17 protein-coding genes are annotated in these 13,127 nt (G+C 70.0%); 10 read left to right on the top strand and 7 right to left on the bottom strand.

Annotated features, from left to right (window positions below; translation table 11 throughout):
- The first annotated feature begins 1 nt into the window (after position 1).
- A complete protein-coding gene (locus tag E0H73_RS19490) occupies positions 2 to 502 on the top strand; it encodes an anthrone oxygenase family protein (RefSeq protein ID WP_131358249.1) in 501 nt (166 codons plus the stop codon).
- On the opposite strand, the gene E0H73_RS19485 is transcribed toward E0H73_RS19490, so the two are convergent.
- Positions 490 to 1,458, bottom strand: a complete 969-nt coding sequence (locus tag E0H73_RS19485; protein WP_131358247.1) for a P1 family peptidase — start codon at positions 1,456 to 1,458, stop codon at positions 490 to 492. The genes E0H73_RS19490 and E0H73_RS19485 overlap by 13 nt on opposite strands.
- An 18-nt stretch (positions 1,459 to 1,476) precedes the next feature.
- Between E0H73_RS19485 and E0H73_RS19480 the strand changes: the two genes are divergently transcribed.
- Positions 1,477 to 2,166, top strand: coding sequence for an MBL fold metallo-hydrolase (locus E0H73_RS19480; protein ID WP_238164102.1), 690 nt, complete (start codon positions 1,477 to 1,479; stop codon positions 2,164 to 2,166).
- Here E0H73_RS19480 and E0H73_RS19475 read toward each other — a convergent pair.
- Positions 2,152 to 2,535 carry a VOC family protein gene (locus E0H73_RS19475; protein WP_131358244.1) on the bottom strand — a complete coding sequence of 128 codons (384 nt, stop codon included), beginning with the start codon at positions 2,533 to 2,535 and terminating at the stop codon, positions 2,152 to 2,154. The two genes, E0H73_RS19480 and E0H73_RS19475, sit on opposite strands and share 15 nt — an antisense overlap.
- Before the next feature lie 94 nt (positions 2,536 to 2,629).
- On the opposite strand from E0H73_RS19475, the gene E0H73_RS19470 reads away from it, so the two are divergent.
- Genes E0H73_RS19470 through E0H73_RS19460 form a run of 3 tightly spaced genes read left to right on the top strand, consistent with a single transcriptional unit; the run spans position 2,630 to position 4,265 of the window.
- Entirely contained in the window at positions 2,630 to 2,893 is a 264-nt protein-coding gene (locus tag E0H73_RS19470; protein ID WP_131358241.1) for a phosphoribosyl-ATP diphosphatase, read from the top strand.
- 45 nt (positions 2,894 to 2,938) lie between these two features.
- A complete protein-coding gene (hisG, locus tag E0H73_RS19465) occupies positions 2,939 to 3,787 on the top strand; it encodes an ATP phosphoribosyltransferase (RefSeq protein WP_131358237.1) in 849 nt (282 codons plus the stop codon).
- A 13-nt stretch (positions 3,788 to 3,800) separates the two neighbouring features.
- Entirely contained in the window at positions 3,801 to 4,265 is a 465-nt protein-coding gene (locus E0H73_RS19460) for a PH domain-containing protein (RefSeq protein ID WP_131358234.1), read from the top strand.
- On the opposite strand, the gene E0H73_RS19455 is transcribed toward E0H73_RS19460, so the two are convergent.
- Positions 4,243 to 5,136 carry an aldose 1-epimerase family protein gene (locus E0H73_RS19455; protein WP_131358231.1) on the bottom strand — a complete coding sequence of 298 codons (894 nt, stop codon included), beginning with the start codon at positions 5,134 to 5,136 and terminating at the stop codon, positions 4,243 to 4,245. The genes E0H73_RS19460 and E0H73_RS19455 overlap by 23 nt on opposite strands.
- A 93-nt stretch (positions 5,137 to 5,229) precedes the next feature.
- Between E0H73_RS19455 and E0H73_RS19450 the strand changes: the two genes are divergently transcribed.
- The 4 genes from E0H73_RS19450 to E0H73_RS19435 are packed head-to-tail and all read left to right on the top strand — an operon-like array spanning position 5,230 to position 8,070.
- Positions 5,230 to 5,574, top strand: a complete 345-nt coding sequence (locus tag E0H73_RS19450; protein WP_131358228.1) for a YciI family protein — start codon at positions 5,230 to 5,232, stop codon at positions 5,572 to 5,574.
- Between the two features lie 2 nt (positions 5,575 to 5,576).
- Positions 5,577 to 6,821 (top strand): RNA polymerase sigma factor, encoded by a 1,245-nt coding sequence (locus tag E0H73_RS19445; protein ID WP_131358225.1) that lies wholly within the window; start codon positions 5,577 to 5,579, stop codon positions 6,819 to 6,821.
- Positions 6,818 to 7,264: a group II truncated hemoglobin gene (locus E0H73_RS19440; RefSeq protein ID WP_131358183.1), complete on the top strand. Its 447-nt coding sequence runs from the start codon at positions 6,818 to 6,820 to the stop codon at positions 7,262 to 7,264. Before E0H73_RS19445 ends, E0H73_RS19440 begins: the two co-directional genes overlap by 4 nt.
- Positions 7,261 to 8,070, top strand: a complete 810-nt coding sequence (locus tag E0H73_RS19435; protein WP_131358180.1) for a class I SAM-dependent methyltransferase — start codon at positions 7,261 to 7,263, stop codon at positions 8,068 to 8,070. Before E0H73_RS19440 ends, E0H73_RS19435 begins: the two co-directional genes overlap by 4 nt.
- Here the strand turns inward: E0H73_RS19435 and E0H73_RS19430 are convergent.
- A complete protein-coding gene (locus tag E0H73_RS19430; protein WP_131358177.1) occupies positions 8,021 to 8,692 on the bottom strand; it encodes a uridine kinase family protein in 672 nt (223 codons plus the stop codon). The genes E0H73_RS19435 and E0H73_RS19430 overlap by 50 nt on opposite strands.
- Positions 8,679 to 9,182 (bottom strand): hypothetical protein, encoded by a 504-nt coding sequence (locus E0H73_RS19425; protein ID WP_131358174.1) that lies wholly within the window; start codon positions 9,180 to 9,182, stop codon positions 8,679 to 8,681. Before E0H73_RS19425 ends, E0H73_RS19430 begins: the two co-directional genes overlap by 14 nt.
- An 88-nt stretch (positions 9,183 to 9,270) precedes the next feature.
- Between E0H73_RS19425 and E0H73_RS19420 the strand changes: the two genes are divergently transcribed.
- The gene (locus tag E0H73_RS19420; RefSeq protein WP_238164101.1) at positions 9,271 to 9,768 is read left to right on the top strand and encodes an SseB family protein; all 498 of its coding nucleotides are present in this window, start codon (positions 9,271 to 9,273) and stop codon (positions 9,766 to 9,768) included.
- A gap of 39 nt (positions 9,769 to 9,807) precedes the next feature.
- On the opposite strand, the gene E0H73_RS19415 is transcribed toward E0H73_RS19420, so the two are convergent.
- Together E0H73_RS19415 and E0H73_RS19410 are read right to left on the bottom strand one after the other, a co-directional pair.
- Positions 9,808 to 12,282: an ABC transporter permease gene (locus E0H73_RS19415; protein ID WP_131358171.1), complete on the bottom strand. Its 2,475-nt coding sequence runs from the start codon at positions 12,280 to 12,282 to the stop codon at positions 9,808 to 9,810.
- A 3-nt stretch (positions 12,283 to 12,285) separates the two neighbouring features.
- A complete protein-coding gene (locus tag E0H73_RS19410; protein WP_131358168.1) occupies positions 12,286 to 13,035 on the bottom strand; it encodes an ABC transporter ATP-binding protein in 750 nt (249 codons plus the stop codon).
- Positions 13,036 to 13,127 lie beyond the last annotated feature (92 nt).

Here is a 13,127-nt window from a genome sequence, read left to right as displayed (position 1 = left end):
GATGGACAGACTTGTGCGTGGCGCCAGTCTGCTGTTCAGCGGCCTCTTCGCCGGCTTCCTGGTCGGCGTACTCGTACTGGAGAACTCACTGCGTGCGTACAGCGCCGCGGTCTACACACAGGTGAGGCTGGTCGAGCTGGACTCGCTGGACACGCTGGCGTCGGTGACGCTGATCCCCGCGATCGTGACCACCGTGGCGCTGGCGATCCGGACCCGTGGCAACGATCGGCGGGTCGTGCTGGCGGCGGTCGCGTTGCTGCTGGTGGTGTTCGCAACGACGCTGGCGATCAACCTGCCGATCAACGCCGACCAGGCGGGGTGGTCGGTCCAGAGCCCGCCGTCGGACTGGGCGAGCATCCGCGATCACTGGCAGTTCGCCCACCTGGTCCGCACCTTTGCCGCACTCCTGGCGTTCGGATCGCTGGTCGCCGCCGCCCTCGGCCGTACCGGGTCTGTCCGTCCAGTTGGCAAGCAAGACGAGCCCGTCCTCTATCGCTCGTGAGAGGACTCGCGGATCAGCTCGTGGGGGACGGCGTGGGCCGTGTTGCCTCGGTGGCCTTTGGTGGTGCGGGCCATGGTGAGGGAGTTGAGGAGGGCTTCCTCGACCGATTCGGTGACCGCTTGGAACGGGGCGCGCAGATCCTTGTCCTGGTAGCCGGCGATGGGGTTGGTGGTGAAGGCGATCGCGTAGTCGCCGCTGCCCTGGGCGTAGTCGGAGCCGACGCGGGCGAGGGCGAACACCGCCCGGCGGGCCAGCCGGCCGAGTTGGCGGGCGTCCAGCGGGAGGTCGGTGGCGACGACGATCATGCAGGAGTTGCCGTCGGCATCCACCGGCACAGCGGGAATCGGTCTGCCGAGCACGGTCAGTAGCCCGGAGAAGTTCGACTGCACGATCGCTCCGACCGAACCCTGCTCCACGGTGCGGGACGACGTACCGATGCCGGCTTTGAAGCCGAGGGCTGTGGTGCCGGTTCCGGCTCCTGCGCAGCCTTCGGCGGGGAGGTCGGTGGAGGCGGAGTCCAGGGCGGCGTGGACGTGCTCGGGGGTGATCGGGCGGCGGCGGATGTCGGAGAGGAAGGCGTCGTTGGTCTCGCCGACGACCGGGTTGAGGCTGGTCGCCTTCGGGTCGCGTTCGATCAGCCAGGTGACGAGCGCGTCGGCGACCCGGAACACGCTCAGCGTCCCGGTGAGCAGGATCGGCGTCTCGATCCGGCCCAGCTCATCGACCTGGGTACTGCCGACGAGCTTGCCGTATCCGTTGCCCACCGCCACAGCTGCGGGCAGCCCGTCGGCGTACCCGTCCGGCACGATCGCGGTCACGCCGGTGTTCAGGTCATCGGTGGCGATCGTGGTCTGGCCGACGCGGACGCCGGGTACGTCGGTGATCGCATTGAGCGGGCCGGTCGGCAGGGTGCCGACGACCACGCCGAGGTCGCGGAGTCTCCGGGGAGTTTGCATGCGGCTATCGTCGGCCAGGTGCTCGAACACCTGAACGGCCGGGTCTGGCTCTACCCGCACGATCCCGACCCGGACGCCATCCGTCCGTCGGTCGCGGTGATCGCCGACGACCGCGGCAGCGTCCTGATCGACGCCGGCAACAGCCCGGAGCATGCCCGCGAGATCCAGGCCGCGATCACGGCCGCCGGTCTGCCTGCGCCGCGGTGGCTGGTCTACACGCACCATCACTGGGATCACACCTGGGGCGCCTGCGCCTGGCGGAACGTCACGGTGGTCGCCCACTCGTCGGCCGTCGGCATCCTGACCGCGGAGGCCGAACGCCCGTGGAGCCACCGCTACCTCCACGACCAGGTCAAGACCAATCCCAAGCTCGGCCCCAGCTTCCGGGCTCGCGCCCTCGCCGTACGCGACTGGACCGGCTTCCGCATCGTCGCCCCCGACCTGACCTTCGACGACACCCTGACCCTCCCGACGGGCGTCGTACTGCGTCATGTCGGCGGCAACCACGCCCCGGACTCACTGGTGGCCATCGACTCCGGCGTCGTACTCATCGGCGACGCCTTCTACCCACCGCCGTACCATCAGCGCACCCCGGACGACGACGTCGACTACGCCATGATCGAACAACTCCTGTCCGAGCGGCACGCGTACTACGTGGACGCGCACTCACCCCCGCGGACCCTCGAGGCCGCGTCACTTGCGTTGTAGCGGCGACCTGTCGCCAACGAACCACAAGTGCCCGAACGGATCGACGAACGTCCCCTGCCGATGCGGCCCCCAGGGCATGTGATGGACGCGGATCGGATCCCGGCTTCCGTCGGCTCCGGCCTCGACGGCACGGTTGATGAAGGTGTCCGGATCATCCACGAAGACCTCGATCCGTACCGTCGGGGCACCGGTCCCCTCAGGTGTGTCCCACCCGTTGTTCTCCGGCTCGCCGAGGAAGAAGGCCGCGCCGCCGACCGTGAGGCCGATGACGCTGCCGAGGTTCCACAGCTGCTCGGCTCCGAGGGCCCGGGCGTACCACTCCGCGGCGGCCGGTGCGTCCGCGACCGCCAGCATCACTGAGATCTGCACTCGCTCGTCCATGGCCCAGTAACTCACGGAGCGGGGTCCGCTAGGCGGACCTGAGCGGCGCGGACTGGGAGCGGCCCTCTAGGCTGGGCGGGCGATGAAGAGTTTTGAGGAGCTGTTTGCCGAGCTGGGTGAGAAGGCGCGGACGCGGCCGGAGGGATCCGGGACCGTGGCGGCGCTGGATGCCGGCGTGCACTCGATCGGCAAGAAGCTGGTCGAGGAGGCCGCCGAGTCCTGGATGGCTGCCGAGCACGAGGGCAAGGACCGGGCCGCGGAGGAGCTGTCCCAGCTGCTCTACCACACCCAGGTGATGATGCACGCGCTCGGCCTGGACCTCGACGACGTGTACCGACATCTGTAGGAACCCCTCCGACAGTCACCGGTTCACTTCAGAAAGGGCAGTCCCATGCTGCGCGTCGCAGTACCCAACAAGGGCTCGCTGAGCGAAGCCGCCATCGAGATCCTGACCGAGGCCGGCTACAAACAGCGCCGGACCACCAAGGACCTCTCCCTCACCGACGCGGCCAACGAGGTCGAGTTCTACTACCTGCGCCCCCGCGACATCGCCGTGTACGTCGGCGAGGGCACGCTCGACGTCGGCATCTCCGGCCGTGACCTCGTCCTCGACTCGCACGCCGACGCCGACGTGATCATGGAGCTCGGCTTCGCCAGCTCCACCTTCCGGTTCGCCGGGCGGCCCGGGGTGGCCGACTCGATCAAGGACCTGGCCGGCAAGCGGATCGCCACCTCGTACGCCGGGGTCCTGCAGGATCACCTGGCCGAGCACGGCGTCGACGCGTCCGTGGTCCGACTCGACGGTGCCGTCGAATCGGCCGTCCAGCTGGGCGTCGCGGACGTTATCGCCGACGTCGTCGAGACAGGTACGACGCTCCGCCAGGCCGGACTGGAGGTCTTCGGCGAACCGATCCTCAAGTCCGAGGCGGTGCTGATCAAGCGGCACGGTGTGGAGACCCCGCCGAACGGCATTCAGCAGCTGGTACGCCGGCTGCAGGGCGTCCTGATCGCCCGCAACTACGTGATGATGGACTACGACATCCCGGCCGATGCGGTCGACGCGGCCACCGCGGTCGCACCGGGTCTGGAGTCGCCGACGGTCTCGCCGCTGCACCGGCAGGGCTGGGTCGCCGTCCGCGTGATGGTCCAGCGGGCCGACGCCCAGCGGCTGATGGACCAGCTGTGGGAGGTGGGCGCGCGTGCCATCCTCACCACGGACATCCACGCCTGCCGGATCTGACGCCGGATCCGACATGGCCACCGCCGATCGGCTGTTCACGTTCCACCCGCGGATCGTGGCGCTGATGTCCGGCGTGATGGGCTTGTCGCTGATCGCGGTGTTCGGCGTGATCTGGTTCCGGCTGCCGGACGACGCCCGGGAGTCGTTCAGCTGGTTCCAGCGGCTGACGTTGCTGGCGTTCTTCGGCGCGGTGCTGTGGATCCTCTACCGGATGACGACGCTGCGGGTGACGGCGTACCCGGACCGGCTGCACGTGCGCAACGTGTTCAAGTCCTACACGCTGCGCTGGTCCGAGGTGACGGCGCTCCGGTTCCGGCCGGGCGACGCGTGGCTCCAGCTGTTCGATGCCGACAGCAACCGGATCGGCATCCTCGCGGTGCAGGCGGCCGAGGGGTCACGGGCGAGCCGGGCCGCCAAGGAGCTGGCGGCCGTGGCCCGGGAGCACGGCGCCGGACCTAGACGGACACCTGGAACGTAGTCGTGTGCGACTCACCGGGCTTCAGTACGACCAGGTCCTGCCCGGTGATGAAGGCGTTCGGTGGGCAGGTCATCGGTTCGACGGCGAGCGCCGTACGCCCGATCGCGCTGCCGGTGTAGAGCTGCAGCCACGGGGTGTCGCTGGTCAGGACGGACTTGTTGCCGGTGTCCGGATCGGTCAGCGTGACCGACCACGAGCCGCCGCCGAGCCCGGTGAAGGCATTGTCGATGTCGAGCGCGCCGATCTGCCTAGCCGTGTGGAAGTCGTACGGCGACCCCTTCACCGGCGACAGCCCGATCGGCGTCAACTGCTCCGGCGACACCTCGAGCCAGTCGTTCGCGGCGATCTCGAGCACGCACTCGTCGATCGCCCGGCCGACGCTCAGATACGGATGCACTCCATACCCGTACGGCGCGTCGCTCGCGCCGATGTTGGTCGCGGTGGCGGTCACGGTGAGTCCATCGCCCAGCCGGTAGCCGATCCGGAGGTCGAGCTGGTGGGGGTACCCGGGCTGGCCGTGCAGCCGGTGACCGACCTCGACGACCGCCTCGTCGGTGCCGTCGTCGATGCGTTCCCAGTTGGCCCAGCGGGTGAGCCCGTGGATCGCGTTCTGCCGGGCCGGCTCGGTCAGGTACAGCTGCTCGTCGGCACCCTGGAAGGTGTACTTCCCATCGGTGATCCGGTTCGGCCACGGGATCAGGTGCTGCCCGATCCCGGCGTGCGCCGGCTCGTCGTCGCCGTACCCGAGCAGCACCTCGCGCCCGTCGTACGTGAGCCCGCGGAGACCGCCGCCTACGCTCACCACGGTGGCGGCGTACCCGCCGGATCGAAGCGTCCACTGCTCACCGGACGGTCGTACCTGTGCGCTCATGGACCCATCCTGACAAATTGTCCGGGCGTCCTGTCCATAGGTGGCGAGCCCGTTCGTAGAGATGCTGTACACACGCTGACAGGAGGTTCCACTGTGAAGTATCTGCTCTTGATCAACGCCGGTGAGCTCGACGTGAGCGGCGGAGTGGTCGGCTGCGAGCCCGAGGACTGGATGCGGTTCGACAAGGAGATCCAGGACGCCGGAGTGGTCGTGGCCGCCGAGTCGCTGGCCGATCTGGTCACGGCGACCCGGGTCCAGGTCGCCAACGACGGCAAGCGCACTGTCACCGACGGTCCGTACGCCGAGACCCGTGAGGTGCTCGGTGGGTTCTACGTGGTCGACGTGCCGGATCTGGACGCGGCGCTGGACTGGGCCGCCAAGTGCCCGGGCTCGCGGGGTGGCGGATCTGTCGTGGTGCGGCCGGTCGCGGAGTTCTGAGGATGGACCAGGTCGAGGAGGTGTTCCGGGAGGAGCGCGGCCGGTTGCTGGCAGCGCTCGCCCGGCGCTTCGGCGATCTCGACCTGGCCGAGGAGGTCACCTCCGAGGCGATCGAGGCGGCGCTGGTGCGGTGGCCGGTCGACGGGGTCCCGCCGAACCCTGGCGGCTGGCTGATGACCACCGCGCGACGGAAGGCGGTCGACCGGTTACGACGCGACCAGGTGTACGCCGCCAAGCTCGCCGTACTGCAGGTCGAGGCGGACCGCGCGGACCCGGTCCCGTCGCCGGACGGCGCGCTGCCGGACGAGCGGCTGGAGCTGTTCTTCACCTGTGCGCATCCGGCCCTGGCCGCCGAGGACCGCGGTGCGCTGACGCTGCGCTGCCTGGCCGGTCTGAGTACGCCGGAGGTCGCGCGGGCGTTCCTCGTGCCGACCGCGACGATGGCGAAGCGGATCGTCCGGGCGAAGACGAAGATCCGCGAGGCACGCATCCCGTTCCGCGTGCCCGGCCCGGACGAACTGCCGGAGCGGCTGCCCGGAGTGCTGCAGGTGATCTACTCGGTCTTCACCGAGGGGTACGCCGCCAGCTCCGGCCCGTACCTGCAACGGCTCGACCTGGCCGAGGAGGCCATCCGGCTGGCCCGGATCCTGCACCGCCTGCTCCCGGCCGAGCGTGAGGTCACCGGCCTGCTCGCCCTCATGCTGCTCGTCCACGCCCGCCGGGACGCGCGCAGCGACCCCGCCGGCGAACTCGTCCTGCTCGAAGACCAGGACCGCAGCCGCTGGGATCGCGAAATGATCGCCGAGGGCAGCGAGTTGGTGGTCGCCTCGCTCACCGGCGGCCCGGCCGGACCGTACGCCGTCCAGGCCGCGATCGCAGCCCTCCACGACGAGGCGCCGACGTTCGCAAGCACCGACTGGCCCCAGATCGTCGCCCTGTACGACGTCCTGATCGCGATCGACCCGTCTCCGGTGGTCGCGCTCAATCGCGCCGCCGCGGTCGCGATGCGCGACGGCGCCGAGGCAGGTCTGGCCCTCCTCGACGAGCTGTCCGACGAGCCACGCCTGCAGAACTACCACCCGTACGCGCTGGCCCGCGCCGACCTCCTGCACCGGCTGAACCGGTTGCCGGAGGCAACAACGGCGTACAAGCAAGCGTTCGAGCTGGCCGGGTCGGAACCCGAACGGGCTCACGTCCGCGATCGTCTCGACGACTGTCGGCGGGCAGTGCAAGACTCATCGGCATGACGACGGTCTTCGAGGCTGCGGGTGGGACAGAGGGGATCCTCCGGCTGGCGCACGCGTGGCATGAGCGGGTGCTGGCGGACGAGGTGGTGAGCCACGCGTTCAGCCATGGGTTCCGCCCGGATCACACCGTGCGGCTGGCGGCGTACTGGAGCGAGGCGCTGGGCGGACCGGCGGCGTACTCCGGGAGCTACGGGGACGAAACGTCGGTGGTCCGGATCCACAGCGGGAACGGCGAGCACGACGAGATGAATCGCCGGGCGGTCGACTGCTTCGACGTGGCGCTGGTCGATGCCGATCTCGCCGGGGACGACCGGCTGCGCGGGGTGCTGCACGACTACTTCGCCTGGGCGACCTGGAACACGATGTACCAGCACTCGGGCGAGGCGATCCCGGACGGCATGAGCATTCCGCGCTGGTCCTGGGACGGGCTGGAGGAGCCGTGACCGACCGCCTGGCGAGGATCGCCCGGGGCTGGGACGAGGCGGCCGCCGGCTACGAGGTGTACTTCGTCCCGCGCTTCGCACCGTGGGTGAGGACAGCGGTCGACGCCGTGGGCGACGTACCCGACGGCCCGATCCTGGTGCCGTGCTGCGGCACGTTCCCCGAGCTCGAGCTGCTCGCCCCACGCTTCCCCGGGCGGAGGATCGTCGGTATCGACTTGTCGGCGGGGATGGTGCGGCTGGCCAAGGAGCGCGCGGGCCGGCTGCCGGACGCCGACGTCGAGCTCGTCCAGAGTGACGCCGCGGCTCTCGATCCACGCTGGTTGGCCTCCTGTGCGGCCGTCGTTTCCGTCTTTGGACTGCAGCAACTGCCGGATCCGCGCTCCGCCATCGTCTCTTGGTACGACGCCCTTCGCCCGGGCGGCCGCCTGTGCGTCGTCTACTGGCCTGATGTCGCCGAGGAAGACGGGCCGTTCGCTCTCCTGGACTCGGTCGTCGGAGACAGCGCCGGGCGTCCCTGGGAAGACGAACTCGTCCCGGCCCTCGCCGGCGCGGAGATCGAGCGGGACGAGGTGGTCTCGCACCCGATGACTCATCCGGACGCGGCGACGTACTTCGATGCGGTTCACCGCGCCGGGCCGATGCGGGCGCTCGCGCTGGCGCGTGGCGACGACTACATGGCGGAGCTACGGCTGCAGTACCTCGATCAGGCACCGACTGGGGCGTGGAGTCACTATCCCGGCGCGCGGCTGATCGTGGTCAGGAGGCCGCCGAGTCGTGTGGCGGGAGTGCCACTGACTTCGGGATGATCTCCAGCGCCGGGTCGTGCGGGATCGACGGGTCGCCGTCGACGATGACGTGCGCGCGAGAACGGGTCTCCTGCTCGGCGAAGTGGTCGCGCTCCCAGCGCATCCATTCCAGCCAGTGGTCGCGCAGGGCCTCGCCGTCGCGGGCGATGCCGCGGTCCAGCCGGACCTCGTTCGAGGTCTCGACCCACAAGCGTAGTGACTGCCAGCGGTCGGCGTCGCGGTCGCACGAGGTGACGCCCTCGACGATGAGCAGTTCGACAGTCACCGGTACGACGTGGAGTTCGGCGTACGCACCGAGATGCCAGTCGTAGCGGCGGTACCGGCCCTCGCGGCCGTCGGCGATCCGCTGCAGTACGTGGTCGCGGAGCAGTCCGAATCCGCGGACGGCTCCGTTCCAGCCGTCGTACAGGTCGTCCATGTGGATGATGCCGGTGCGCAGTCCACGGGCCTCGGCCCGGGCCTGGATGTTCGCGGCGAGGCCGGTCTTGCCGGAGCCGGCCGGTCCGTCGATGCCGATCAGCCGGGTCCGGCCGAGTCGGGGTGGTGCGGCCTGGACGTTGTCCAGCAGAGCGTCGATGGTCAGGGGGGTCCCGTGGTCAGCGGGGCGGTCAGTTGATTCCATGGCGCTTCAGGATGTCCTCGATCTCGTCGAACTCCGACGATTCCTGCTGCTTCGCCTTCGACCCCTTGGCCGGCTTGGCAGCTTTGGCCGGAGCCGCCGACGCGGGTGCGGGACCCGTGGCGGTCAGCTCACCCGCGGGCGAGGCGGGCTTCTTCTCTGCTCTGGGTGCCTTGACTGTGTCGCCCCGCCGGCTCTTGGCCATGCCGGAGACGACGTACAGCACGACCGAGACGCCGAACAGCGCGACCCCGGACCACACCGTGGGGGAGAAGATCAGGTGCGTGACCCAGTTGGCGGCCGACCGGACCACGTCCCAGACGAGCTCCAGCAGGCCGGTCAGGTAGAGCGACACCGGCAACAGGGACCAGGCCACTCCACGCGTGCCGGCCGCCACCCCGCGGCGCCGCCACGCGGCCCACGAGCCGATCAGGCCGAGCAGGGTCAGGCCCACACAGAACGGCAGCAACGTCAGATCGTTGAAGTCAGGCACATACCCAGGCTCGCACAGTCCGGCGCGGAACCAAGAGGGGAAGAGCCCTGACACCACCCTGAAACCCCGCTCCGGGGACAATGACCGGGTGCAGCCTCCACAACGCCGACTGGCCTTCACCGGGTTCGACAACGACGACGGCTCGGCCGACCCCGCGCTGGCCCGCGCGCTCGCGGAGCGTGACCACGGAGCGACCTTGGCAGCGCTGACCAAGGCACGGCTGCTGGTACCCGTGGTGGCGATGCTCGGCGAGGTCGAGTACGACGAGAACGGGCTGGCGCACGACAAGACCTCGGACATGGCGGTCGCGCTGCTGCAGGGACAGGACGGTCGGAACGCACTTCTGGCCTTTACCGGCACCGAGAGCCTGATGCGCTGGAGCCCGGACGCTCGGCCGATGCCCGCGCAGGCTCAGCTGGTCGCGACCGCGGCGATCCAGGAAGGGGCCGCCGCGATCGTCCTCGACATCGCTGGTCCGGCGACCGGCGTGATCGAGACCGACGACGTACGGCGCTTGGCCGCCGGCCTCCAGGTGGTACGCCTGGAAGACGGCGGCTTCGCGTGGATCCAATCAGCCGACGGCTGAGTGTGGGGCGAGTCAGCCGACGGCTGAGCGTGCAGCGAGTCAGCCGACGGGTGAGCTGAGCGCGTCCATCGGCTTCGAGCGGAGCGCGATCCGGCCGGTGATCGCGGTGGTCGGCAGCACCAGCAGCAGGACCACGGCCACCCAGGCGAGCAGGATCCAGGCCGGGCCGGACGGGATCGGCCAGCCGCGCGTCGCGACCGCGATCGGTAGCACGGTGAACGCCGCCGCGATGAGTCCGAGGACGAGACCGAGCGCCGCGATCACCAGACCCTCGAGGGTCAGCATCCGGCTCACCTGCCGCCGGGTCGAGCCGGTCAGCCGTTGCAGCCCGAACTCCCGCCGCCGGTCCAGGACTGCAACCGCGATCGTGTTGATCGACGCGATCGCCGTGTAGGCGACGGCGATCCCGGCGAGCAGGTACCCGATCCAGGCGTCGACTCCAAGGCCGGCGTCGTACCCGTCGGCGAGCAAGTCCCGGCCGCCGACGCTCGCTCCCGGCCACTCCGACAGGATCATCGACTTCATCGTGGCGTCTTTGTCGTGGGTCTTCAGCAGCAGTTGGCTGGGGAGTCCGGTCGTGGTGTGCGAGGCCAGCAGCGCCGCGGGCAGCAGGATCGATTCGTAGCCGGACGGCCCCTTGGCCAGTGCGACCACCTTGACCTTCACCAGCGCGTCGTCGCCCAGGCGCAGCCCGATCTCCGACCCCACGTCGACCTTCAGCTTCTTCGCTGTACCGGGCGGAAGTGCCACGGTGTCGCCGGTCAGGTCGTCCAGCGAACCTTTGGTGACGTCGCCCTTGTAGACCGGTCCGCTCAGACCGAGCAAGGGCCAGGCATCACTGGTGTGCGAGGTGTCGTACGGCTCCTCGATCCAGCCCTTGCTGCGGACCAGCTCGGACACCGCGGTGACACCGGGCAGGGACCGAGCGTTGTCGGTCAGCGCGGCGGGGATCCCACCGGACGTGCTGGTCACGACGACGTCCGCGGCCAGGTTGTCCGTGTACGCCTCGACGGCCGCCTTCTGCTGGGTGGTCTGCGCGTAGATGTTGCCGAGAGCAATGGTCGTGGCGATCGTGATCGGGATCAGGATCGCGGCGAACTGGACGGCCCGGACCCGCAGGTTGATCACCGCGAGGATTCCGCTGGTCCCGCGCTTCTCGATCAGCGCGGTGAGCCGTGGCACGAGCGCCCGCTGGGTCACCAGCGGCGCGAGGATCGCGACCGCGATGGATCCGGTCAGCCCCGCCGGCCCGCCGATGGCTGCCGCGTTGGTCGGACTCATGAAGAGCGTGGACATCGCGATCGACACCGTCGCTCCTGCGAACACCGCGCCGAGGATCAACCGGACGCGTCCCAGCGCGACCTCTGGTACGGCGGCCTCCGCCAGCGCCTGGATCGGCTGGATCCGCGCTGCGCGTCCGGCGGCGAAGCCAACAGTGATCCGCAGGACGGCGAAGGTCAGCAGAGCCGCACCCGCGAACGGCAGCGGGCCCTGGTCCAACCGCAGCTGCGACGGCACGATTCCGCCATCGGCCAGCATGCCGAAGATCCAGTCACCGGCGAACCGGCCGCACAGCAGTCCGAGGACCAACCCGATCACCCCGACCACCATCGTCTCGGCGATCACCATCTTGCCGACCTGCCGCGGCGTCGCGCCGCTGGCCCGCAGCAGCGCGAGTTCGCGCCGGCGTTGCCGGACCGACAGCCCGATCGTCGCCGAGATCACGAGTGCCATCACCACGGCCACCATCCCACCGAAGACGCCGGACAGGATGATGAGCGGAAGACTCGTCGCGATCCCGCTGTACTCCGCGACACCCCGGTCGTCCCCGGCGTACGCCTTGACGCCGTCAGGAAGCTCGAGTCGCCTGGCCAGGTCACGCGCCGAGGTCCCGGCGGCCGGGAACACACCGATCGCGTCGACTCCCGGAGCCAGCCGGGCCGCGTCCGCATCGGCGAAGAACACCGACGGTACGTCGACCTGGCGCTGAGCGGTCGCGATTCCGGCGAGGGTGAAGGTCTGTGGCTGGCCCTTGACGGTCACGCTGACGCGGTCACCAGGCTTGGACGAGCCGGCCAGGCGCTGATCGAGCACGACCTGACCCGTCTGCGGCGCCTGACCCGCGGTCAAGTGGTACGGCGTCAGCGGCGCCGACTCCCAGCCGTGTCCGGTGAGCGCATCCGTGCCGGGAGTCATCACGGCCGGGAACGAGCGATCCGCGATCGCCTGCGCGACTCCCGGCGTACCGGCGAGCTTGTCGGCCAGGTCGGCCTCGACGCGGTGGCGTTCGGGGAACGCGGCCGAGCCGGATCCGTTGGGCGGGTGGTACGCCGGGTCGCCGGTGACGACGACGGGCGCGGCGGCGAGGCGCTCGGGCGGTGCGTTGAGCCGGAGGCCGGTCTCGAGCAGTCCGCCGGCCGCGCTGAGTAGGGCACCGCCGAGCAGGACGGCGACGAGGATGGCGAGGAAGGCAGCGGTCCGGTACCGCAGGGTGGTGACGGCCAGGCGGATCATGATTCAGGTCTCCGATGGTGAGTAACGACCGGCGCTGAGCTGAGCGAGCTCCGCAGCGACGGCCTCTGCAGTGGGGTGGGCGGTCTCCGAGACGATCTGGCCGTCGACGAGGAAGACGACGCGGTCGGCGTACGACGCTGCGACCGGGTCATGGGTGACCATCACGACGGTCTGCCCGAGGGCGCGGGCCTGGTCGCGGAGGAGGGCGAGGACGTCGAGTGCGGTGACCGTGTCCAGCGCACCGGTCGGCTCGTCCGCGAAGGTGATCGCGGCGCGTCCCGCCAGGGCCCGGGCGATCGCGACCCGCTGCTGCTGGCCACCGGACAGCTCGCTCGGCCGGTGCCGCGTGCGATCGCCGAGCCCGACCCGGTCGATCACCTCGGACACCCATGCGTCATCCGGCGACTTCCCGGCCAGCATGAGCGGCAGGACGACGTTCTGCCGGACGGTGAGGGCCGGCATCAGGTTGAAGGACTGGAAGACGAAGGCCACGTGCTCGCGCCGCAGCTCAGTCAGAGCGGTCTCGTCCAGGCCGCGCAATGAGCGTTCGGTCAGCTGTACGTCGCCGGACGTCGGCGCGTCGAGGCCGGCGGCGCAGTGCAGCAGCGTGCTCTTGCCGGAGCCGGACGGGCCCATCACCGCGGTGAAGGTGCCGGCCCCGAAGCCGTAGGTGACACCGCCCAGCGCGGTGACCGCGCCGGGGCCGGTGCCGTACACCTTGCGGACGTCGGTGAGCCGGACCGGGGCGCTCACTGGTGCACCATCCCCTCAGTAGTAGCCAGTTCGGGGAGTGTGTGGTGAGGCTTCTTGTTGAACCGCTGGCCGGTGGCTGACCGCCGAGGGCG

Origin of the sequence: Kribbella pittospori (assembly GCF_004331465.1) — a bacterium.
Taxonomy (GTDB): domain Bacteria; phylum Actinomycetota; class Actinomycetes; order Propionibacteriales; family Kribbellaceae; genus Kribbella; species Kribbella pittospori.
This window is presented reverse-complemented; position numbering and strand designations above follow the sequence as displayed.